This window comes from Paraburkholderia sp. PGU19 (assembly GCF_013426915.1).
Classification (GTDB): Bacteria; Pseudomonadota; Gammaproteobacteria; order Burkholderiales; family Burkholderiaceae; genus Paraburkholderia.
The window spans coordinates 1,294,103-1,313,948 of sequence record NZ_AP023179.1 but is presented as its reverse complement, the minus strand read 5'-3'; the positions used below and the strand labels follow the sequence as shown (position 1 = coordinate 1,313,948).

Genomic DNA, 19,846 nt, shown 5'->3' with positions numbered 1-19,846 from the left:
CCTTTGATGTTGCCGCGATCGCGGCGTGGATTTACTGCTGGGCGCCGGCGGGAACCGACACTGCGGGCGAAACGACGTTCGCCGGGTTGATGAGCGTCGCCGTCGCGAATTGCGTCTTTGCCGCGCGTGCGGCGACGACGTTGTATGCCGCGTGGATGCCAGCGGCTACCAGACCGGCGACCAGCGAAGAAACGCTGGCGGGTACCGGGCCGTGGCAACCGCCGAGGATCCATTCGACTGCGGGCACGAGTTCGGCTGCGCTGACGGTCAGGCCACCCGTGATGAGGCTGGAAGTTTTATTCACGCTTTCTCCTTCAGGAATCGGCCAGCGGCCGGTGAGAGATCTTGTCGTGCCAGTGATGCGAATCGGCGACGACCTCGACGTTGAAACTGCGGAAATTGCCCAAGTGGCCGAAGTGCAGATGGCAATTGACGCCGCCCTTGTTCGCCTCGCATAGCGTCACGAGGTTCGACGGGTCCAGCTCGAGATCCGGATGCAGATGAAACGGCCGGATGTGGTGCACTTCGAGTTTGTCGGCCCCGCCGCACACTGCGCACGTCGGGTTCTGCTCGAGGTGGTGCTTGCGCACGGTCGGCCAATGCGACGAGCGCTTCGCCGCGACAGGGTGCTTGCCCTTTGCCGCATCGACGAGGTGTTTGATGATCGGCATATCCGTAAACGAAAAAAGCCGCCCGAAGGCGGCTATGCGTGAGAGGGGTAAACGGCGCTTATTCGCGCGGCAGCTATTCGACGTCAGACAGCTCGACCGTCTGTCCGGCGAGCGCGTGCATGCAGTCGTCGAGAAACTGGATGCGACCGTCTGTCACGAAGGAATGGCAACGCAGCGGCTCCGCCTCGGGAAGCGCGCCCGTCTTCAAGTACGTTTCATGCTGCTCGTCCGTCAGTTGTTTAACGCCAGTGACCAGCACGGACGGCGTGAAAGTCGGCCGATCCATGCAGCCATTCCAACCCCAGACGGGGACATTCGTGCCCGCTACGTGCACCTGATGCAGGAATCCGCAGCCGGGACATTCGAACATCATCGTGCGCACACCATCGTCGCGCTTCAGCTCTTCGATCTTCATTGGCGGTCCAGTGTCGAGAGGTTGTGCGCCTTGATGATCGACACGACCTTCTGACCGTATTGCGGATCCGTTGCGTAACCGGCCGCCGCGATCGCGAGCGCAAAGGTCGAGCCGCTCGTGTATGCGAACGCGGGCTGATAGCGCCTGTTGTTCAGCAGGAAAGCCGCGTGATCGTCGATGCACGCCTGCCAGCCCGGGTACTTGCGCCACTTCGCGGGCACGGTCACCCACTGGCCCTTCAAAAACTCACGCGTGTCCATCATGAGCACGTCGCCGTGCCACGCCGCCTCAGCCTTCACACCGAACAGGTTGAACGCCTGTTTCGAGAGCGCGGACGTGCCCCAGCCGGATTCGAGCGCGCCCTGCGCCACGACAAACGATGCGGGGATCTTCGTCGCCTTCGCGCTCGCGCGTGCCGCCGGCGCGATCGCGGAAATGAAGTCGTTCGGGTTCATATCAGTCCAGTGACGGCCATTTGCCGTGAGCGAGAGCCCAGAGAGCGCCAGCAACCGTGAGGAACGGGCCGACCCAGATAACCACTCGGCGCAGCACGCGCCCTGTCGCCGTGAAGAAGCCGACGCCCGACTTAGCGAGCTTCAGCAGCTCGACCAGTTCCTTTGTGTTCGACTCGACGCGGAGCGTCGCTTCTGTGTTTGCCAAAAGCTCAGAGCGATATGCGCTGATCTCCTGCTCGAACGTCCTCATCTGGCTCTCCAAAGCGGCTATCCGCTGGTTCTCTGCGTGTGGATGGTTCAAAGGCGGCCCCGGAAATAAAAAAGCCGCCCGAAGGCGGCTGGTGGTCGATCGTTATTCAATGCGCTGTGTCAGATTGCTTTAGCGCTATAATCCGCGCTCTGTCGAGCGTTGGTCTATTCTTCGGTCGATGGTTCAAGGCCTCATGCGTTCCGCAACGCATGAGGCCTTTTCATTTGTCGCGGCACTTGACAATCACCCTAGGGGTGATATTCTTCGGTGCACAGGGCTAAGCATTTCGCGGTGCCCGATACTCCGAAAGGAACCATCATGCGACTCACTTTTCGCGCATTTGCGCGTCCCATTGGAACGGCCGCCCATGCACTATCAGGCACCCCCGCAGCAAGGGCTTCGGCTCCTCAAAGAGCAACTGTCCTTTACGAATACTCAGATGGCCCGGATGTTCGGCGTAGCGACAGGCCGGCAGTTCCACAAGTACCTTTCCGACGAGGACAAGCGCGAGATGGGCTTTCATGTCCTGATGTACGGCATGGCCAATTGGCAGCTCATGCACGGCCCCATCATCAGCGTCGAGCAACTGCATGCGCGCGGCCGCGAGATCGGCGCCATCATCGAGTTGGAGGATGGAGAGCAGCAGCCGTAGCAATGTCGCTCGGCTGCGCGGCTGCATCTGCTCGAGCTGACATCATCGACGACTATGTCGCTCATCCGTTCGGCATCCATGTGCAAGCCGGCATCGGAGTTTCCAGCGCCGATACCCCTGATGGGCGTTGGGCCCAGCAGGGTATCCCGGGCGGCTCGCACGTCACCGCAAAGCCACCGACGTTCTCGCTTGGCCTGACTGGTCCGTTGATGACGCGCGGCGCTTGGGGTGTCGACTGGCATCTCGACTACGTGAACTTGGGCCGCTTCGCCGCGTCGTGCTCGTGCACGCCGCAGGACGAAAATTACGATCCGAAATCGCACACGTATCAGAACAAGACGGGCGTGCCGACCGCGTTTTTCACTGGCGAAGGCCGATCGCAAGGTGCCGCGTTGACCGCAGAGGCCTATTACTGGCTATACGGCGTCAGGTTCGCTGGCGAGGTCGGTGCGTACATCCATCATGACGCATGGTCAGAGGATGTGGCGGGCTACCAGGTGGGCGGCATTCCCGCTCAGAGTTTCCACCTGGAATCTGCTTACTGGAGCGTCGCTCCCGTCGTCGGCATCTCGGTCGGCTATGGTCGCGTGAGCGTATCCGCGCGGCATTACTTCACTGGGCTGAACTCACGCAACCGGAATGTTCCGCCGCTGTGGAACGACGTGACGACCGTTGAGGTGAAAATCAAATTCTGAGGCCGTTACAGCGTAACGAAAGGCTGAGGTCAAGGTGAAGTTTTGAAATGTGCGCCTTAATATGAGCGCTCGGGGGCGCCATGTTTACGATTCTAAAAAATGAAAGATTCATTGCGGCGTTGGGTCATCAGAATTGCGGCTGTTGCTATTGGTGCATTGTGGATAACTGCGATGATTGTGCTTCATAGTGATGCCTGGAGCTTCATCTGATTCGGATGCGGATGCAATCTAGCTGAAGGTGAAGCTCTGACCATAAAAGTCAGCCGCCTGAAGGTGGCTGTCCTTTTATAAAGGGGCTGTTTATCAGACTCGCTTTCCGGACCTCAGGCTGAGTCGGCAAGGTTTCGAGCAATCGATTAGAAATCCAGTGCAAAGCCCACCCCATCAGCCCCACTGTCACCATGTAGAACACGTAGATCGGCAATTTCGGAGTGTCGATGAAACCAAAGAAGTGCCGGTACCATCCGACGAACGGCATGTGTACCAGGTAGACCTCGAAGCTTATCTTCGACAGCCGTGGGAGATGCCACGGCAGCGAGCAAATCGCATAGGCGACAATTACACCTCCGCCACCAAGTAGCGGATGCGTAATCGGGTCGAACGGCTTGCGATAGATGAGGGCTGATCCGGCAACAAACATAACGACGCCCAAAGGCAACAGTCGCTTCAACCACCTTTCTGTGTTCGCCCGATCCTCCCCGAGCTTCACTCCGACAAAGATGCCGATGCAGAACGATGCCATCCAGTAAATGACTGTGCTTGCCCCGGTGAGCGGTCCCAGGCCGACAGGATGGCGCAACCATGCCGCATGGAAAATCAGTAACACCACCAGAGCGCGAATGCCGAACCGTTTGATGAGCCAGTAAAGGGCCGGAAACAGAACGTAGAGTTCGACGAGCACATACAGGAACCAGTAGTGCGACGAGAACGGATTGGAGGTGTTCGAAAGCAATAGCAGGAAATTGTAGATCCAGTCGCTTTCGGTGAACGGTCCACCGAATGGCTTGTCCCACTGACCCGCCACCATTGACGCGCCCTGAAACGCGAAGATCGCCACTACCGTTAACCAATACGGAACGTAGATACGCTTTGCACGCGCGACGATGAACGACAGCCAGTCGGGCTTTTTGCCGTGAAGAGACAGCGCCAGACCGAGCCCGCTCACCACGAAGAAGAGATCGTCGGCCTCCCAGCCTAGCTGGAATGGCAACCCAAGGATGCGCTCGCGCGAAGCCAGCAACTGGTGCACGTTGTGCGCCATCGGGTAGAAGAAAATCCAGAAATGGAACGACAACACGCCGACCATCGCCAACAGGCGCATGTTGTCGATCCAGGCGATAGTCTCCTTGCCCTCTTTTTTATTTTTCTCCACGATCTTCCCGGAACTTCCAGTTTCTTTCAAAAGAAACCGAAATAATACCAGTTAAGTTCCAGCAGGGAATTGCGGTCGTGTCGGCAAAGGCTGCCCAGGATTTCCGGACGCCGCTCCGACAATTGATCTCAACGACTTGCGATAGGTGGCCCATTCAGGTGGCATCGTTACGCCATTCTCGATGCAGCGGAGAACTGTGATGTCCGAGGCATCGAGCAACGCCTTGGCATTAGCCTGATAGGTCGCCCAGGTCGCCGCCGCTTGTTGCGCGGCTATCTGAGTGGTCGACGGGGCAACAAGCGCGCCTCCCTGAATCTTGTAGCCTTGTGTGCTGATGCAAGCCTGCCATTGCGCATCAGTGATTTCGAGGGTGCTCGTTACACCAGATGGAACCGGGCTATCTATTGCGTCGTAGTATGCAGTGATATTGCCTTGCGCATCGTATGCTGCGAATTTTTGACCCATGTTTTCCTCACTGACCGATGGCGTACCACGTGAACGAATAATTGGCATTGAGGGCGACTGACATGCCACTAAGAGTGGTGGTGTATGTTGACGCACCGTTATTGGTGCCTGTGCTATTGGCTGATGACGCGCCAGTGCTGAGCACGGCGTTCGGAAAGGCAATTGGAAACGTAACTGCCACGTTTTGAGCCGTAGTCTGTGTTACAGAACCCCATTGCAGGATCAGACCGCCAGGTAGTTTCTGATAGCCATTCACGGCCTTGGAACTGCCAAATACGGCAGAGAACGCGAGCTGCACAGAGCCGCCGACAGCGTACCAACCATTCGCGCCATTCGATTCCAGAGTCAGCGTATCGCCATTGCCGAGTGCGATAGTTGTGACCGGCGCGCTGTTTGCCGTAATAGTATCGCTGCCCGCGCGTGAGACAGTCATTACCCCCGTGTTGATATTTATGAACTCAATGCGCACGCCGGAAGCAACGCTTCCTGCCGCAGGTAGCGTTTGGGTCGTGGCCGATGCCGCATTCCCGGATACCGTTCCACCTGCAACGCTCGCCGCGAGGGTTCCGGTAGTGGTAACTACGGTAATACCGGAAGCTTGAATGCCTCGCGCCTGAACTTGCCCCAACTGCACAGCATGCTGGCTCTGAGTGGCCGGTGCAATTTGCAGTGCGCCGCCAGTGCATTCCAGCAAAACAAACGCACCGCTCCCACCATTGAGCGCGCTATTCCATTGGATCCACACATCGCCATTAAGGGCGATTTCTCCCCCTTGAAGTGGTTGGTGATTCGCTCCCCAGATCGGATAAGCGCCGAGTCCGTTCGGGTTGAACGTCGACGGTCCGGTATTGGCATGATTTGCCAAGAACCTGAGGACGAGGCTATTGGTGAACGACGTAATTGCTGGCGAATACGTCGCAGCGTACGCATTCGCTGCTCCGGAATCGCCTGCGTAATTCGCAGATCCGCTCTGCGCCAACTGCTTGATCGCCGCCAGCACCTGGTTGTATGTGGTCTTACTCAGCGTCAGGCCGGCGCCCGTCACCACGTTCGCCAGCTCGAGCATGACCATATTCATGAAGTCAGCGTCGAGAATGGTCGCGGCGACGCCGGTCGACGGATTTCCGTTCGTGAAGAAGCCCTGCGTACCTGCTGCGGCTGGCGTCGGCAGTGATGCGGCTGCGGTAGCCTGATCGGTTTGGAACATGCTGATCCTTTAGTGATATGCGAAGTTCAAATACGTGTGCGCCGGCTTGATCGCCGTGAGTTCGCACTGCAGTACCGCATTGCCCCAACTCGCGAGCGCCTGTCCGACATATGACTGGCCCGTCTGAAAGTAAGAGACCGTGTTCAGCGCAGAATTGATCTGCCACGTGAAAGCCCAGTCCTGCGTACCGAGCTGGCATCCCATGCGCTGCTGACCGACACGAAATGGTGTGAACTCAGTCACCGTCACCGTGTAGCCGAGCGTTTTCGCGTAGCCGATGAAGTACGGCACCGACTGGCCGCCGCTGTTCGTGAGCCGCGCAACAACCTGCTGCTGTCGGCCCTGTAGCGTTGGAGATGAGCCCGCGCACGGATCTGGAAGACCGAGCGTCGACTCCCATTCGGGTAGCAGCTCGACAGCAGTTAGAGGAAACGCATCGACAAGCAGGTTGTTGTTCGCCTGCGTATGTCGCGCCCATGTCGGAGCAAGGCCGCTGATGACCTGCGCCATCACCGCCGTCGCATCGCGCGGCCAAACGAGCCCACGGGGCATCAGCGCGTGAATCAGCGTGGCGAAATCGCTGGCCGAATAGTTCGGTGCTGCCATTTACGGATTCCAGGTGATGGGAAGGCCAAGCACCGGCAACTGCCCCGTCGTACCGACAATATTTCCTGTCGGAGAAGTGACGACGAAGCCAGTCGTTCCAGCGATCGCCGCGATAGCCGATTCGATGTACGACAGGTAGATCGTTCCGTTCTGACCCGCCACCGAGCCTATTGGCGATCCGTACATCACGAAGACACCTGCGATCGCGGATTGGATAAGCGCCTTCGTCGCAGCGCTGAAGTTCGCCGAGCCGCTGATAGTGAAGTTAACGACCTGCTGGTTCGGTGCACACACATAGACAAGCGCCGTAGCGGGCCGAAGCGGGTAGATGTAATTCGCGATCGTGAGCTGATCGCCCTGTGCCGTCGGCGTGCCTCGCGTCTCTGCCGTCGCAACGCCATTCACGCCGACCGGGAAGCCGCCGTTACCAGACTCGGCACTGTCGAGCATCGCGTAGACGACGACCGTGCCCGCGCCGAAGCCGTTCGGGTTACACCACGCGCGCGTGACGCCGCTGACCTGCTTCGCCCAGGTGATGTAGTCCGCAACAGCCCCACCCTGCGGCGGATTCTGGTACGCGAACAACATGCGGGAGCGCAGGCTGTCGTCCAGTTCGCGGTCTGCGCCGCCGGTGAATGCGACCGTCACCGAACCCGTCGACGAAATCCCCGCGATCGACGTGCCCAGCGTCATGACAGTGCCGATAGCGCAATTGCCGAAGGCGCCGGTCAAGCCAGTCAGATCAGCGTTCGCCGCAGCATTCACCGTGACCGTGCCGCCCGACGGGGTACCGAGCGATGTTGTCGTGTATTGCACGCCATCGCCGCGCGTCACGAGCGTGCCGATCGTGATCAGGTTCGTACCCGTCGCCGGGAATGTGATCTGCCCAGGCGTCACCGCGCCTGCCTGCGTCGCGGCCTCGCGGAAGACGTTCTTCAGAGCCGCCCACGCCTCGAGGAACTCATCCGTCGCGGTGAACGGATTCGACTGCAACGCCACCCAGTCTGTATATCCGTACTGTTCGTTTGCGAGCCCTGCGAGCGCGCGACCGAGAACGTTGAGGCTCGAAAAACGAAGCAGCGGATCGGACCCAGCCGGACTCACCTGCAGGTCGGCGGCAGTCTGCGCACGAAGTTGCGTGAGTGTCGGTCTTGCGTATGGCATGTCAGTTGATCCCCGCCCAAGCCCAGGCGTATTGGCCTTTCGAAAGTAGAGTGCCCGTCGGCGAATACGCGACGATCACCGCGCCGAGCATCCCTGTGCGCACCCATTGCGTTGAGATGTCGAAACGACCAACAACGCCGTCATCAACCATCCACTTCAGTGCTTCGGCGAGGTAGTCGTACGCGCGCTGCAGCGTCGTTCCTGTCTGCTTCGCCCGCTGAAGGAGCCACATGCGGGAACCGATGGGCACTTCATCGTCTGCCCACCAGCCTCGCGGATCGTTCGTACCATCGGGTATGACGTCGTCTGGTTCGGCCATGCGGTCCGAGAAGATGCTGATCAGGATCGCCGTTTCGATGTCGTTGCCGGTGGCGAGCACCGGCCCATTCATCGTCCAGTCGCCGCGACCGTTCGACGCGTCCCACGTGATTGAGATGTCTGCCATTGCGCTCGGGCGTAAAAAAACCCGCCGTAGCGGGTTCTATCGTTGAGCGCTTTCGCGCTATTCGGTCGAGTTCGGCACGTCGGACACGATCGTGCTCGAGCCGCCTTGCACGTTCTCCACCGGGTGCTTGTGCCCGTTGTATATCGTGCGCATCTGCGCCATCGAATGCGGGTTCGTGTTGACGTTGTCCTGCATATCCCCGGTCGACGTCACCGTCGGCGCGACGAACTGAATCCCACCCGGCGCAACGATCTTGAACACGCCAGAGCAGTTCACCGTCACGTTCGATGCGTCGTTCACAGTGACCGGCTGCCCCTTCGCCTCAACGACAATCCCACCGCTCGCCGTCAAATAAACCGACTTGCCATCCTGGCTATAGAGCATCGTTTCGCCAGGCTGCAAGCCCTTCGGCCGTGACGGCTGATGATTCGTACCGAGCACCGCGCCAGCGGATCGATCACCCGCCACATGCGCAGCAATTACATCCGAATCGATCGGTGGATTCGACGTGAAGCCGAACTCCGGAACGCGATAACGGTTGTCGGGCGTCTCGATGCCATTCATCAGCACCTGCATCTTCTGCACGGGCCCGGAGTCGTCCACGAACTTCACGCGGCCGCGCCCAATGATCGCCCAAACCCTCAGCTTCAGATCTTCGAGAACCGAGCTCATGAATTCACCCCGCGCACGGTCGTGATGTCCGGCGCGATTGGGTACAGCGTCACCGGCTCCGGATAGAACGCCTGCGGCGGCATGATCACGAGATCCGCGCGCGTGCCCTGCTCGTTGCGCATGTACGTGACGTCAGCTATCAACCACGTCTTGGGCGTCAGTTTCAAACCCGGCAGATCAATATCGACGAGCGTGTTCGGCTCGTAGAGCGTGCCCGACGAATCGCGCCAGCTATCCGTCGAAAGACGGACTTGCATCGAGCGACCCATCCGCGCCGCAAGCTCCCAGTTCGCGCGCTGCTGCGCGACCGTCGAGCCACCAGCGACGTTCTCCGACACGATCGCGCGATAGCGCAGCCGCGGGACGCCCGGATCGCTGACGTGTGCAATCAGATTGCCGCCGTTGCCGATGTCCTGAAGCGTGTCGAGACCCTGATACACCGCGTCATAATCGGAGAACCGGCCATCCATGCTGTACATCGCGCCCGCCGATGCCACATTGATGCCTTCCTTGAAACCACTCGCGGCCTTCCGCGTTCCGATTCCGCTAGATCCTGCGCCGCCGTTCGCCAGAAGCAAACTCCCATCAGGCTGGTCATACAGCAGCAACGCGCGGTACCGCGCAAGGCGCTCGAGCACCCCGTATATCGGCTCGCCGATCATGATGTTCAGTTGCGGGATCGGATCGCCGATCACAGTGCCGTCAGCGACCTTCACATCGATTCCATATACCGCGCACAGCTGCTTCGCGATCTGGTCGATTGTGAGGTTGAGCAGCTGACCGCCTGTCCACCGCGCCGAGCAATCGACGAGGTCCTGACACTTACTGCGGCCCGTGATTCTGATCGTGTGCTCTCGGGCGTTATAGCTCGGAAGATACCGATCGACGAAGCCGGTTAGCACGATGTCCTTCCCGAGTAGCACCTGAACAAGATCTCCCGGCTGAACAATCACCTTTGAGACTTCGAAATATGGCTCGGTGAACGAGACCTCGAAATCAGACGGGCATCGCTCAATGCCGCGCGACACGCGCACCGATGTCCATCCGGTGATGTCTCGCCCGTTCGACGTGGTGTACGTCGGCTGTCCGAGCGCCGCATTCGGATTTCGCGTGCACGTTGATACTCGCAGGGTGATGTCGTCTGCTGCCATCAGCTAGAAAGCGCCTGAAACGTTGTCGGGCAGAATGCCGGGTGCCGTGGGTTGATCTGCTGCACGAGCTGAGGCTCGCGCGTCGGATCGCGGTAAATGCGGTTTGCCAGCACCAGCGATGGAAGCGTTGCGTTGAATGAAAACGTGGCAATCGCTGCCACATCCGCACCGCGCGCCGTCATATCGGCGACCACCGACTGGCGCAACTCGCGTAGCGCCTGATACGTATCGTCGTCACCAGCATCGCCAGCAATGTCAGATTCAGCGTCAATCAAACCGACGGCCGACGCCAGAACCGAGTCCGCATCATGTTGCGACAACGGTTGATACGTCGTCAACGTCACCGCGAGCTGCGCCAACGCACAACGGCGAAGCAGCGCCGCCATCGCCGTTTGCATCGTGCCCATCGCGCTTCCGATCGGGCCCGTCTGTGCCACTGGTGCGGGCGAGTACTGCGCAAGATTGCTAACGAGTCGGACCGCATCCGCCGGAGCCGTTGCCGATGCCGCGATCGCTGCTACGAAGGTCTGTGCCGCCGCGCCGAGCGTCGCTGAATCAGACGGATTGGCTGCAGCAGCTTGGAGTGCAGCGCCGGCCGTCAGAACGTTCGCCCGTGCCGCCGACGACGCCGAGAGCAGATCGGATGCCGTCTTAGTCGTCGGAGCCTGCGCATTGCTGCCGGAAATGCCACTATTTCCGCCACCAAACAGCCGCCCGAAATTGCCCGCTAGCGTCGATACGGCGCCGATGATGCGCTTCACATCATTGATCGCCGTCACGCCCAGTTGATACCAACCCACCACCGTCGATACAGCTTGCTGCACAACGGCGGCGCCAGCAGCAATGGACGCCGCAGTCGATTTGACGAAATCCGCGAGCGCCTGGAGCCCTGTCTTGTTCGCTGCAATAGCGCTTGCGCTTGCAGTCGCGGTGATGGCCGTCGGGAAAAGTCGACTGCCGCCGACGATCAGCGACAGCCGAATTTCAAAAACGGTCCCGAGGTCACGGCGCTCAATGATCTCCACGCCGAGACAGATGACGTTCCTGATCCTTCCCAGCGTCGGGTGCACGAGAGTCCAGCCGCCCTCCCACTCGCAAACTTCGAGAAGAGCATCTCTCTGGGATATGACACTTCCCCCACCAGTCTTTATATCGCCTTCGATCAGATACCCGATGACCTCGAACGCCCGGGATCTTTTCCCGAGATCCTCAACCCATACCTCATCCCGGTTTGGGTAGTCGTGGACTACCGTTTTGCGGCCGGCGGACAATCGATTGGACTCGACAGCGAATGGAACCTCGCCGAAGCTTGCCGGTTGCAGCTTATCGAAGAAGCTCCCGTCGACGAGAGAAGCCAGATCGCCGATCGCCTTAGCAACGCCACCAATGCTTCCAGCGACGTTGACTGCATTCGTGATCGCGCTCAATCAAGCCTCCTAGATACCGTCGAGACGGTAATTCACCTTCGTCGGCAGATAACTGCCATCTTGAGTCTTCGCTTCGGGGCGCACACCGGCGGGAACGTTGTCGAACGTGATGTGCAATGCGGCCTGCTGCATCTGCGACACGCGCGCGTTATGCGCAGCATCTTGCGTTGCCGCTGGCGTGATCCCGCCGCCCTGATTGCCCGCGATCGCCGCCGCGACGCCCGCGCCTATCTGGTCGGAGGTATATGGCTGCTGGCCGTTCTCCGCACGGATCTGCGCGGCTAGCAGCGAAGCAACGACGCCTTGATTGTTCAGGTCCGGCACCTGGTCGGCGCCGAGCCCTGTTCCCTTCGACAACAAGCCGACATAGTTCGCCATCTGCTGCGGGGTGTTGCCCGTGCGAGCACCACCGGTCCACTTGTCGGCGATCTGAGCCAGCGACAAGCCTCGGTATCCGCGCCGAAGGTTCTCCGCCGCCGCCCGGATGCCCGCCTCCGGCGTCTCGAACACCAGCTCGTTCTTGTCCCGATCGAGAATGTTCAGCGGGTTGTTGCTGCGGATGCCAAGTGGAGCACGGCCGCCGTTCGCAGCCACCGGGTTTGCTCCCTCAGAGAGCGATGCCGCGATGTCTGCATCCGATTTCCCGGCCGCACGCGCAGCGAGTGCACGCAGGAAATCGCCTGCCGGAAGATGCGCCGATGCAGCGAGCCAGTCGCCATTCCGAACATCTTCGACGCCCTGCTTGTTGTCTACGTCGGGCAACCCGGCGAGTTTCGCGACCTTCAGCGCGCCCCATGCCGCGACACCGGCCAAACCAAGTGTTCCAAGTGCCGTGACAGCAGCCGGAACGACAACCGTCGACAGCCTCACAAGCGACCCGATGAGGTTCAGGACGCCTGCAATCGGACCGCCGAACTTGATCAGCGCAATCGCAGCTGCGACGCCCTTGATCCCACCGAGGTTGTCCCACAGCGCCTTTGCCTTCGATGCCACCTCATCCCAATTGATCTTCGAAAGCCAGGTGACGAAGTTCTGCACAGCCGTCGCGACCTTGTCGGCAATGTCCGCGCGATTCTTGTCCAGCCATTGCGACATCTTCTTGATGACCGGATCGAGCACCGGAATCAACGCCGATCCGATGCTGTTGCCGAGACCTTCGGCGGACCCGCGCAGATCCGCAATGTCCTCGTTGAAGGCTTTTGCCTTTGCGATCTCGGCATCGGTCGGAACGAGACCTTGCCGGATAGCACGCGCCTTGTCCGCGTCCCACGTGCCGTTTTGAATCATCGGCAACAGACCGCCCATGCCGAACGAGTTCGCGGCCTCGCGCTGCGCCTGCACCGATCGCTGCCCCTGAATTGCCTTCATCAGGCGCATCTGTGTCGAGTAATAGTCGACCGTGCCGTCCTTGTTCCGCGCGATCTGCACGCCCATCTTCTGAAGCAGAAGCATTGCATGCGGATCGGCACCGTTCGCCGCGCCGCGAATAGCCATCTGCGACGCGCTCATGCTCGAATCCAACTCTTCGGCCGATACACCGGCGCGACGCGCGGCAACGTGCCATGCTGCGAGATCCTGCGCGTTCATGCCGAGCAGCTTCGACGTCTTGTTGAGCGTGAAGCCGAACGTGCCGAAGCGCACCGCCAGCGCCGACAAACCAGCGAGCGACGCAGCGCCGCCGATCGCTGCAAGACCAGGGATGATCTCGACGATCTTATCGACGACCTTTCCGGCCGCCGTCGCGGCGTTGCGGAATCCCTTCTCCAGCTTGCCCAGATTCGAAGAGCCGAGATCACCGAACTTGCCGAGGCGCTTTTGCGCCTTGTCGATGGGATCGGTGACCTTGCCGAGCGCTTCCTTGATCTTGTTGACGGTCGCGGTCGCTGCGTCGTCGGCACGGATGCGAATGACAAATTCTTGCGACACGCTCAGTCCTTTTTCATCATGCGCGCGGCGTGATACGCATAGTTGCGCACCTCACTCCACGTCAGCTTTTTGGTTTCGCTGGGTTGCCAGCGCCAGAAGCGCTCTGTCAGTCGGACGGTGTGCTCCCACTCTCGGGGGAGCCCTCCCCGTTTCCCTCGGGATCGTCCTCGTCGGGCGGGCTAATGAACTCCGTGAGGTAGTTCTGCGCCTTGTAGTAGTCGCGCACACCGACTTTCGCGAGGACGTTCAGCGGAACAGCGGACACGGAGGACACCAGCCACTTCATCGCTTCTAGCGCGCCTTCCTTCGCCGCTTTCTTGATGAACGTGCTCAGTTGATCGAGGTTCGGCTCATGCAGAACGATCTCCGTATAGACGGTGTCGTCACCGCCGCCGCCGAGCGTGATCGTCTTCGACAACTCGATCGTCAGCGTGTCGGGAGTCGGCTCACGACGCTTTTTCTTGTCATCTGCCATATCAGCTCACCGAAACCGTTTGTTCCGAGACCTGCGGACCTTCGAATTTCAGATCGAATTTCGCGTCCTCGGTATCGACTTCCTGAACGTCAGTCGCGCCCATGTTGCGCCCGACGATCGTCTTGCCGTTCGCCAGAACGAGAACGATCGTCGAGTTCCGCATGGCGTTGAAATCGGCGACGGTCATATCCCCGGCGTCGCGCAACGACATCGAGATCGAACCCGTCACCGGCGTCTCTTTCCAGCCATGGAAACCATCCTGGCCGACCATCGCTTCACGCTTGACTTTCGAGGGGCTGTACTTCGCGCTTCCCTCCAGCTGTCGCGTGACGCCGTCGATAATCGCCTGCGCGATACCTGCGATCAGATTGCTGGACATTGAATGTCCTCCTGAAAACGAAAAAGCCGCCCCAGGGCGGCTCCACTGCTATGGAACGGCTGAATTACTGCAGCCGGAACTGGACCAACGTCGCGAACGTGCGCATCTGATTCACCGGCGTGCCAGGCCAAAGGATGTCCACGCGATTCGGGTTGACCGTGTTCTTCTTCACGACGAGCGCCGAAGCGAATGCATCGGCGTTCTGCGTGAAGCCCGCGTCGGTCCGTTCCTGATACAGCGCGATGATGTCGGCCGAGATCGTATTCGGCGTCACGAGGTTCGATCCGGCCGCCGGCTTCGAATCGTTGTCGGCCAGCTTGCACCGTGCGTACTTCGACGTAAGCATCGCCTGCAGCGTCCGGATCTCCAGCATCAACTGGAACATCGTTTCGACTTCCAGATAGCTGTTGTCGGCGACACCCTGCGCGTTCGTCTGGTACGTCGTGACGATGTTCTCGGTCAGCACCGTTCCGTCTTGCGCGACCGTGAAAGTCGAAAGACCGTCGTACAGCAACGTTTCTCGCTGGCTCGGCAGAAACTGAGACGCGACGGGCGGCGGCAGTACGCCTTGAAGCGGCAGATACTGCAACGGCACGCCAGGATCGGTACGAACGCTCGCGGCCGCCTGTCCGCACAGCGCCGACGCCCAGAGCCAACTCGGCGTCGGGCTGCCGTTGAACGGCAGAATCGTTTCGTGCTGGTTGTTTCGAGCAAGACCGAGCGTCGTCGCAGCGGCGAACGTGCCCGCGAAAGAGCCGAACGAATGGCCGTACAACTGCTGCTGCCAGCTCCAACGACCAGTCTGGTCGTTGAGCAGCTGCTTAACCGCGTCGAGCGACGTCGTGTCAGTGTACGGATTCGCGATGAAATCGAACGTCATGTTGCCGAGGTTACCCAAGGCCGTCGTGAGCGTCGGATTCGTAGCACCACCCGTCATTGCGGTGATCGTGTACGTCAGCCCGGTCGGCGTGGATTCGCTATTCGCTGTGCCGAAGTAGTTGAGCTGGATGTTGATCTCGTTGCCGCACAGACCCTTGTTGTCAGCAGTCAACGTGACAGTGCTTGTCGTCACCGATGCGGTGACCGGCATCGCCGGAATCGCATTGATCGCCGCAGCGACAGCGGTCGCAATCGCGGTCGTCGCTTGCGAGGCCGTAACCGGCACCGTCACGACAATGCCCGCGATATACAGCGAGATCGTACCGTTTGCCGTCGGCGGCGCCGTGAATGCGATCGAGCCCACCGCCGCCACCGCGCCGGCGGCATCGGACAGCGGCAGATACCAGACTTCACCGAAGCTATCGTTAAGGCGATAGGTGCTGACCATGTTGGCCAGCATCGAGCTCGCGCCACCCTGCGTCGCGGCATCGCCGACACCGCCCGAGATAATCGGGACATTCGGCGTCGCGATACCTGCGGCCGTGATCTGGCCGATGATCAGCGCGCGCTGATTCGCTTGCGCCGTGTTCGCCTGCGAGTTGTCGAGCTCGAAGAACGAGCCCGGCAGTCGCAAACCCGACGGAATTGTCTTGAACGGGACCGTGCTCATGCCTTGTCACCTTCCTTTGCGGAAGACGACTTCGCCGGTACCAGCACGACGTCGCCGTCATTGAGAATCTTGTTCCAGAGGATGCTGTCGTCGGGCACGTCGATGCCATCGACCGGCAGCAATTGCTTCGTCTCCGGGTCCCGTACAGACAGGCCCGGTGCAGGTTTGACGCGCATTCGGCGCTCCTACGAGATTGGGGGTTGAAAAGTGATCGAGAAAGTCGGCTCGACGGTCCCAGCCGGCTGCACAACGGTGCCCGTGAAGTTTTCCAGCGGGATGCTCGGGATCGGATAGAAGTCGTCGGGCCCCTGCACGAACTGGATTTCGATACGCATCTGCAACTCAGCCATCGGCATTTCGCCTTCGGAGCTGGTCGTGATTTCCGACTCGACCGATTCGAATTGCTCAATGATCTGGCCGCCGTCCGGATCGACCCATAGCGACGGGTTGTTGATCAGCGCGACTTCGATCTGCTGCTTCAGTTGCTCGGCCGCCGCGAGCGCTTCAGCCGAACCCGCATCGCCCAACTGCGCCACTGCGCGCGTGCGAGCGATGATCTCCACCGTCGTCGTCACTTCAAACAGCGGCGCATTCTTGCCGAGCGAATGCTTACGCTCGCGCGGCGCACGGACGAGGATGCAGGGGAAGCTTTCCAGCGAAGTCGGCCAATCGAACGGCGAGAACACTGATGTGCCCGCGTTCGTCGCTCCGATGAGGCCGCCGATCACCAGCCCGCGAATATCGGCAGACGTGGTCATGTCGGGCTCACCTTGCTAAGCATCAACTTTGCGCCACCGTGGCTGTCCGGCCGGACTTCGCGGACCAGATAGCTAGCGCCATTGGAAATGACAGTCAGCGAGCCGTTCTGCGCAGGCGGTGTCGGGAACTGCGATAGCTGGACACCGAGCACCGCCGAGACGGTGTTGGTGCCCGTTGAGCCGTCCTCGAACATCATCTCTTTCAGATATGCATCATCGAAGACGCCGGTGATCTGGAATGCCGCGCCACCGAGTGGCGTATAGATCACCGGCTCGCCGAAAACGCCCTGCAGCGGGCCGATGACCACGGCATTCCAGTCAATGGGCATTACGCCTCCGAGCGACCGCTCAGCAAAACTTCCGGTCGCGTGCAAATGTGCAGCGGGTAGCTGGAAACTTCCTGCTTCCACCACTCGTTGCGGTCACGATCCATGATCGGAACCACGTACACCGGCTTGCCCGGCGTGTTGACCCACTGGAACGATTCGCCCGGGGCCAACGCGCGGCGGAAGATGCCGGGAGCACCGACAGGGAAGAACTTGACCTTGTCGTCCGGGATCTTGATGGTCGTGTTGTCATCCGAACCGCGGTAGTTCAGCCAACGGATGCCGCCGAATTCAAACGCGGTGAACGCACCACCCGAGTTGCCGCCACGGATTTCCGTCGCGTCGCTCCAGTTCACAAACGTGCGAATTACGTCCGGATGGTTGACGAACTGGTCGTAGAAAGCATCGCCGCAGAGCGCGAAGACCTTCGTCGACGGCGTGAATGCACCCTGTGCCTTGCGCGCCATCGAACGGGTGATCTGGTTGCAGATCGGACGAAGGCTGTTGGCGATCGGGTTTCCGCCGTTGGACAGATTGAAGCCGACTTCGGTGGCCTGCGTGATGCCAAATTCCTGGAACCAGTTGTATCGCACCGTTCCGTCGGAGTCCGTGAACAGACCTTGAACAGCGGCGAGACGCTGGAATTCCCAGGTGTACTCGATGTTCTTCAGCAGACCCGTCGGACCAGCGAGACGACGCGCAACTTCGTCCTGCACTTGCATCAGTTCCGACTCCGTGCCGAACGCACGGATGTTCTGCAGTTCGTTTGCGTAGATCGTGTCGGAGTGGCGCAGACGCGGAATGTCGAAGTAACGCGCCTGGCGCTTTTCCGTCGTACGCTGCGTGCCTGCCTCGCCGCGCTCGCTCAGCGGGATGACGACGAGCTGACCTTGGCGCTGCTCGACGACCAGCGCCGTCGTGCGGATGGGATCGTCGTCGAAAATGTTCAGCTCGCCGAGGGTCTGCGGCTCATACGGGTACTTGTCGACCGCCGCAGTCAGCGTGACAGTCGAAAACGCGTCCTGATTGAAAATGTCAAGCGATGCCATTGAACGGCTCCTTCAGAAAATGAAAAAGCCGCCCGAAGGCGGCTTGAATTCGATGGGGGATTGGAGGATCAGCGGGGGATGATGCCGAGCGCCGTAAGCAGCACGAGAGCGGCCGCTTGCGAGGCAGCGTTCATCGACGAATCCCACACGAGTTCGGACTTGTTCACTTCGCACGAGCGCACGACCATCGCACCCATGACGTCATTCAGCGATGCGTCCGACAGACCGAAGCAGATGCCAGCAGCGTTCTGCGAACCATCGACCGCCGTCGCCGTGCAGGGCACCCACTTGCCGGCGCCGGCTGCGACCGTGACGGTGAAGCTATCGCCCGGTACGAACGCCGTACCGCCCGCCGTGATCGTGAAGTTCAGGCCACCGGCAGAGAACGCGACACCCGCCGTGCCGTGACCGATTTCCTGACCGTTCGGCGCCGACATAATAAAGTGCGTCGCGTCATCGAACTCGACCGCGTAGACGCCCACAACCGGCGCATAGCCGTTCGTCGTAACTGCCGAGCACGCGCCGTTACCGACGTTGGTGCCGCCGGCAACCGCTGCGGCTGTCGGCTTGCCCACAACTGCGGTCGCGGTGATGGTGAACGTATCGCCCACTGCGAAGGCGGTGCCGCCAGCAGTGATCGTGAAACCGATGCCCAGGGCCGAGAATGCGACGCCCGTCGAGCCCGTCGCCGTTGCGCCGCTCGGTGCTGTCACCGTGAATGCCGTTGCGGCCGTGAACACAACCGAGTACGCGCCGATTTGCGTCGGAACGGTAACTGGCGTGATCGCACCGAACGTGCCATTGCCGGTGTTCGTGCCGAGCGCGGCGGCGACCGCGGTTGCGCCGGTCGTCTGCTGGCCCATCACGGTACCCGGAAGCACCTTGGTCGCGCCGGAAATCAGAACGCGGTCGATGTGGCGATGGCCCCGCGGCTGCGAGACCAGAAAACCACCCGGGTGCCATTGCTCGAGAAGGGGAGCGCGAGAAACGTAGCTCATGAGAGCTCCTTAAATGAAGATGTGAGAGGTACGCTTACGCGCGCTTGCCCGTTGCCTTCGAGAAGGCGCGGTCCCAGCCAGCTGACGCCTCGCGCTGCGGGTTGCGATGCATCTCGCCACCAGCCCCGAGGTTCGGATTGCGTGCCTGACGGCCTTGGCCCGGCGTCGATGCTGCGGGCGTAGCTTGTAGCACTGCGATCGCTTCTTTGCGGCCCATACGCGTGTTGAACGCGAGGTTCGCGGCGAGCACGACGTTGCGGCCAGCAGCCTTGTGGCCCATGATCGCGGCGCAGCGTGCCTGCTCACGGCGACGGGCACGAGCAACCGCGCTCTTGCCGCGCATCTCCTCGTCTTCGTCGTCGCCATCTTCTTCAGCGCGCTTGCCCGACTTCTGGCCGTCATCTTCGGCGCCGTCGTCATCGTCCTCTTCGGCATAGTCCTTGGACTCGTCGCCGTCCTCAGCCTTCTTTGCCTTTTTGCCAGACTTCTGACCGTCGTCTTCCGCGCCGTCATCGTCATCGTCTTCAGCGCGCGCCTTCTTCGACTTCTTGGAGTCGCCGTCGTCGCGATTGCGATCGGTGTTTTCTTCTTCGTCGTCGCTATCGCCTTCAGCGCGTGCGTCTTTCTTTTCTTCGTCGTCTTCGGCCTTGGAAGCGCGATTCGACAGGCTGGCGAGATGGGCGAACGACAGCCCGCGCGCCGCAAGGGAACGGATGCTCATTGATACTCCTAGGGGTTT

26 protein-coding genes are annotated in these 19,846 nt (G+C 60.5%); 2 read left to right on the top strand and 24 right to left on the bottom strand.

All coding sequences use genetic code 11. From position 1 onward, the window contains the following. Positions 1-31: 31 nt before the first annotated feature. The 5 genes from H1204_RS06155 to H1204_RS06135 form a co-directional block, all read right to left on the bottom strand. Positions 32-304, bottom strand: a complete 273-nt coding sequence (locus H1204_RS06155) for a hypothetical protein (RefSeq protein ID WP_180727984.1) — start codon at positions 302-304, stop codon at positions 32-34. 10 nt (positions 305-314) lie between these two features. Then, positions 315-671: an HNH endonuclease gene (locus H1204_RS06150; protein WP_180730406.1), complete on the bottom strand. Its 357-nt coding sequence runs from the start codon at positions 669-671 to the stop codon at positions 315-317. 73 nt (positions 672-744) lie between these two features. After that, positions 745-1,086, bottom strand: a complete 342-nt coding sequence (locus H1204_RS06145; protein ID WP_180730405.1) for a DUF6527 family protein — start codon at positions 1,084-1,086, stop codon at positions 745-747. Next, complete coding sequence (locus H1204_RS06140; protein WP_180730404.1) at positions 1,083-1,541, bottom strand: glucosaminidase domain-containing protein; 459 nt, start codon at positions 1,539-1,541, stop codon at positions 1,083-1,085. Before H1204_RS06140 ends, H1204_RS06145 begins: the two co-directional genes overlap by 4 nt. A gap of 1 nt (position 1,542) precedes the next feature. After that, positions 1,543-1,791 carry a hypothetical protein gene (locus tag H1204_RS06135; RefSeq protein WP_180730403.1) on the bottom strand — a complete coding sequence of 83 codons (249 nt, stop codon included), beginning with the start codon at positions 1,789-1,791 and terminating at the stop codon, positions 1,543-1,545. A 367-nt stretch (positions 1,792-2,158) separates the two neighbouring features. On the opposite strand from H1204_RS06135, the gene H1204_RS06130 reads away from it, so the two are divergent. Further along, complete coding sequence (locus H1204_RS06130; RefSeq protein ID WP_180730402.1) at positions 2,159-2,443, top strand: hypothetical protein; 285 nt, start codon at positions 2,159-2,161, stop codon at positions 2,441-2,443. Positions 2,444-2,445: 2 nt separating this feature from the next. After that, the gene (locus H1204_RS06125; protein ID WP_180730401.1) at positions 2,446-3,138 is read left to right on the top strand and encodes a hypothetical protein; all 693 of its coding nucleotides are present in this window, start codon (positions 2,446-2,448) and stop codon (positions 3,136-3,138) included. 259 nt (positions 3,139-3,397) lie between these two features. Here the strand turns inward: H1204_RS06125 and H1204_RS06120 are convergent, their stop codons facing one another. The 19 genes from H1204_RS06120 to H1204_RS06030 form a co-directional block, all read right to left on the bottom strand. After that, positions 3,398-4,510 (bottom strand): acyltransferase, encoded by a 1,113-nt coding sequence (locus H1204_RS06120; protein WP_180730400.1) that lies wholly within the window; start codon positions 4,508-4,510, stop codon positions 3,398-3,400. A gap of 51 nt (positions 4,511-4,561) precedes the next feature. Next, complete coding sequence (locus H1204_RS06115) at positions 4,562-4,975, bottom strand: hypothetical protein (protein WP_180730399.1); 414 nt, start codon at positions 4,973-4,975, stop codon at positions 4,562-4,564. A 7-nt stretch (positions 4,976-4,982) separates the two neighbouring features. Further along, complete coding sequence (locus H1204_RS06110) at positions 4,983-6,182, bottom strand: hypothetical protein (RefSeq protein ID WP_180730398.1); 1,200 nt, start codon at positions 6,180-6,182, stop codon at positions 4,983-4,985. 9 nt (positions 6,183-6,191) lie between these two features. Next, on the bottom strand, positions 6,192-6,788 hold the full coding sequence (locus H1204_RS06105; protein WP_180730397.1) for a putative phage tail protein: 597 nt from the start codon (positions 6,786-6,788) through the stop codon (positions 6,192-6,194). Continuing rightward, positions 6,789-7,952, bottom strand: coding sequence for a baseplate J/gp47 family protein (locus H1204_RS06100; RefSeq protein ID WP_180730396.1), 1,164 nt, complete (start codon positions 7,950-7,952; stop codon positions 6,789-6,791). 1 nt (position 7,953) lies between these two features. Next, a complete protein-coding gene (locus H1204_RS06095) occupies positions 7,954-8,397 on the bottom strand; it encodes a phage GP46 family protein (protein ID WP_180730395.1) in 444 nt (147 codons plus the stop codon). 57 nt (positions 8,398-8,454) lie between these two features. Next, positions 8,455-9,069 (bottom strand): phage baseplate assembly protein V, encoded by a 615-nt coding sequence (locus H1204_RS06090; RefSeq protein ID WP_180730394.1) that lies wholly within the window; start codon positions 9,067-9,069, stop codon positions 8,455-8,457. Next, positions 9,066-10,220 carry a phage baseplate assembly protein gene (locus tag H1204_RS06085; RefSeq protein WP_180730393.1) on the bottom strand — a complete coding sequence of 385 codons (1,155 nt, stop codon included), beginning with the start codon at positions 10,218-10,220 and terminating at the stop codon, positions 9,066-9,068. Before H1204_RS06085 ends, H1204_RS06090 begins: the two co-directional genes overlap by 4 nt. Then, entirely contained in the window at positions 10,220-11,647 is a 1,428-nt protein-coding gene (locus H1204_RS06080; RefSeq protein WP_180730392.1) for a DNA circularization N-terminal domain-containing protein, read from the bottom strand. The genes H1204_RS06085 and H1204_RS06080 overlap by 1 nt, the downstream gene beginning before the upstream one ends. A 9-nt stretch (positions 11,648-11,656) precedes the next feature. Next, positions 11,657-13,573, bottom strand: a complete 1,917-nt coding sequence (locus tag H1204_RS06075) for a hypothetical protein (RefSeq protein WP_180730391.1) — start codon at positions 13,571-13,573, stop codon at positions 11,657-11,659. Between the two features lie 106 nt (positions 13,574-13,679). Then, positions 13,680-14,048 (bottom strand): phage tail assembly protein, encoded by a 369-nt coding sequence (locus H1204_RS06070; protein ID WP_180730390.1) that lies wholly within the window; start codon positions 14,046-14,048, stop codon positions 13,680-13,682. Position 14,049: 1 nt separating this feature from the next. Then, positions 14,050-14,427 (bottom strand): phage tail tube protein, encoded by a 378-nt coding sequence (locus H1204_RS06065; RefSeq protein WP_180730389.1) that lies wholly within the window; start codon positions 14,425-14,427, stop codon positions 14,050-14,052. Positions 14,428-14,491: 64 nt separating this feature from the next. After that, positions 14,492-15,976: a phage tail sheath subtilisin-like domain-containing protein gene (locus tag H1204_RS06060; RefSeq protein ID WP_180730388.1), complete on the bottom strand. Its 1,485-nt coding sequence runs from the start codon at positions 15,974-15,976 to the stop codon at positions 14,492-14,494. Next, a complete protein-coding gene (locus H1204_RS06055) occupies positions 15,973-16,152 on the bottom strand; it encodes a DUF2635 domain-containing protein (RefSeq protein WP_180730387.1) in 180 nt (59 codons plus the stop codon). Before H1204_RS06055 ends, H1204_RS06060 begins: the two co-directional genes overlap by 4 nt. A gap of 9 nt (positions 16,153-16,161) precedes the next feature. Further along, positions 16,162-16,734, bottom strand: coding sequence for an ABC transporter permease (locus H1204_RS06050; RefSeq protein WP_180730386.1), 573 nt, complete (start codon positions 16,732-16,734; stop codon positions 16,162-16,164). Further along, positions 16,731-17,063, bottom strand: coding sequence for a hypothetical protein (locus H1204_RS06045; protein ID WP_180730385.1), 333 nt, complete (start codon positions 17,061-17,063; stop codon positions 16,731-16,733). The genes H1204_RS06050 and H1204_RS06045 overlap by 4 nt, the downstream gene beginning before the upstream one ends. Beyond that, entirely contained in the window at positions 17,063-18,109 is a 1,047-nt protein-coding gene (locus H1204_RS06040) for a major capsid protein (RefSeq protein ID WP_180730384.1), read from the bottom strand. Before H1204_RS06040 ends, H1204_RS06045 begins: the two co-directional genes overlap by 1 nt. Before the next feature lie 68 nt (positions 18,110-18,177). After that, positions 18,178-19,107 (bottom strand): head decoration protein, encoded by a 930-nt coding sequence (locus H1204_RS06035; protein ID WP_180730383.1) that lies wholly within the window; start codon positions 19,105-19,107, stop codon positions 18,178-18,180. Positions 19,108-19,141: 34 nt separating this feature from the next. Next, entirely contained in the window at positions 19,142-19,828 is a 687-nt protein-coding gene (locus tag H1204_RS06030; protein WP_180730382.1) for a hypothetical protein, read from the bottom strand. Positions 19,829-19,846: the final 18 nt, after the last annotated feature.

Excerpts from the sequence above, each read along its gene's own strand:
- H1204_RS06095 (WP_180730395.1), bottom strand. The coding sequence starts at position 8,397 with ATGGCAGACATCTCAATCACGTGGGACGCGTCGAACGGTCGCGGCGAC.
- H1204_RS06085 (WP_180730393.1), bottom strand. The coding sequence starts at position 10,220 with ATGGCAGCAGACGACATCACCCTGCGAGTATCAACGTGCACGCGAAAT.
- H1204_RS06130 (WP_180730402.1), top strand. The coding sequence starts at position 2,159 with ATGCACTATCAGGCACCCCCGCAGCAAGGGCTTCGGCTCCTCAAAGAG.
- H1204_RS06125 (WP_180730401.1), top strand. The coding sequence starts at position 2,446 with ATGTCGCTCGGCTGCGCGGCTGCATCTGCTCGAGCTGACATCATCGAC.
- H1204_RS06070 (WP_180730390.1), bottom strand. The coding sequence starts at position 14,048 with ATGGCAGATGACAAGAAAAAGCGTCGTGAGCCGACTCCCGACACGCTG.
- H1204_RS06115 (WP_180730399.1), bottom strand. The coding sequence starts at position 4,975 with ATGGGTCAAAAATTCGCAGCATACGATGCGCAAGGCAATATCACTGCA.
- H1204_RS06150 (WP_180730406.1), bottom strand. The coding sequence starts at position 671 with ATGCCGATCATCAAACACCTCGTCGATGCGGCAAAGGGCAAGCACCCT.
- H1204_RS06135 (WP_180730403.1), bottom strand. The coding sequence starts at position 1,791 with ATGAGGACGTTCGAGCAGGAGATCAGCGCATATCGCTCTGAGCTTTTG.
- H1204_RS06140 (WP_180730404.1), bottom strand. The coding sequence starts at position 1,541 with ATGAACCCGAACGACTTCATTTCCGCGATCGCGCCGGCGGCACGCGCG.
- H1204_RS06100 (WP_180730396.1), bottom strand. The coding sequence starts at position 7,952 with ATGCCATACGCAAGACCGACACTCACGCAACTTCGTGCGCAGACTGCC.
- H1204_RS06040 (WP_180730384.1), bottom strand. The coding sequence starts at position 18,109 with ATGGCATCGCTTGACATTTTCAATCAGGACGCGTTTTCGACTGTCACG.
- H1204_RS06110 (WP_180730398.1), bottom strand. The coding sequence starts at position 6,182 with ATGTTCCAAACCGATCAGGCTACCGCAGCCGCATCACTGCCGACGCCA.
- H1204_RS06105 (WP_180730397.1), bottom strand. The coding sequence starts at position 6,788 with ATGGCAGCACCGAACTATTCGGCCAGCGATTTCGCCACGCTGATTCAC.
- H1204_RS06050 (WP_180730386.1), bottom strand. The coding sequence starts at position 16,734 with ATGACCACGTCTGCCGATATTCGCGGGCTGGTGATCGGCGGCCTCATC.
- H1204_RS06145 (WP_180730405.1), bottom strand. The coding sequence starts at position 1,086 with ATGAAGATCGAAGAGCTGAAGCGCGACGATGGTGTGCGCACGATGATG.
- H1204_RS06055 (WP_180730387.1), bottom strand. The coding sequence starts at position 16,152 with ATGCGCGTCAAACCTGCACCGGGCCTGTCTGTACGGGACCCGGAGACG.
- H1204_RS06035 (WP_180730383.1), bottom strand. The coding sequence starts at position 19,107 with ATGAGCTACGTTTCTCGCGCTCCCCTTCTCGAGCAATGGCACCCGGGT.
- H1204_RS06045 (WP_180730385.1), bottom strand. The coding sequence starts at position 17,063 with ATGCCCATTGACTGGAATGCCGTGGTCATCGGCCCGCTGCAGGGCGTT.
- H1204_RS06065 (WP_180730389.1), bottom strand. The coding sequence starts at position 14,427 with ATGTCCAGCAATCTGATCGCAGGTATCGCGCAGGCGATTATCGACGGC.
- H1204_RS06090 (WP_180730394.1), bottom strand. The coding sequence starts at position 9,069 with ATGAGCTCGGTTCTCGAAGATCTGAAGCTGAGGGTTTGGGCGATCATT.
- H1204_RS06030 (WP_180730382.1), bottom strand. The coding sequence starts at position 19,828 with ATGAGCATCCGTTCCCTTGCGGCGCGCGGGCTGTCGTTCGCCCATCTC.
- H1204_RS06060 (WP_180730388.1), bottom strand. The coding sequence starts at position 15,976 with ATGAGCACGGTCCCGTTCAAGACAATTCCGTCGGGTTTGCGACTGCCG.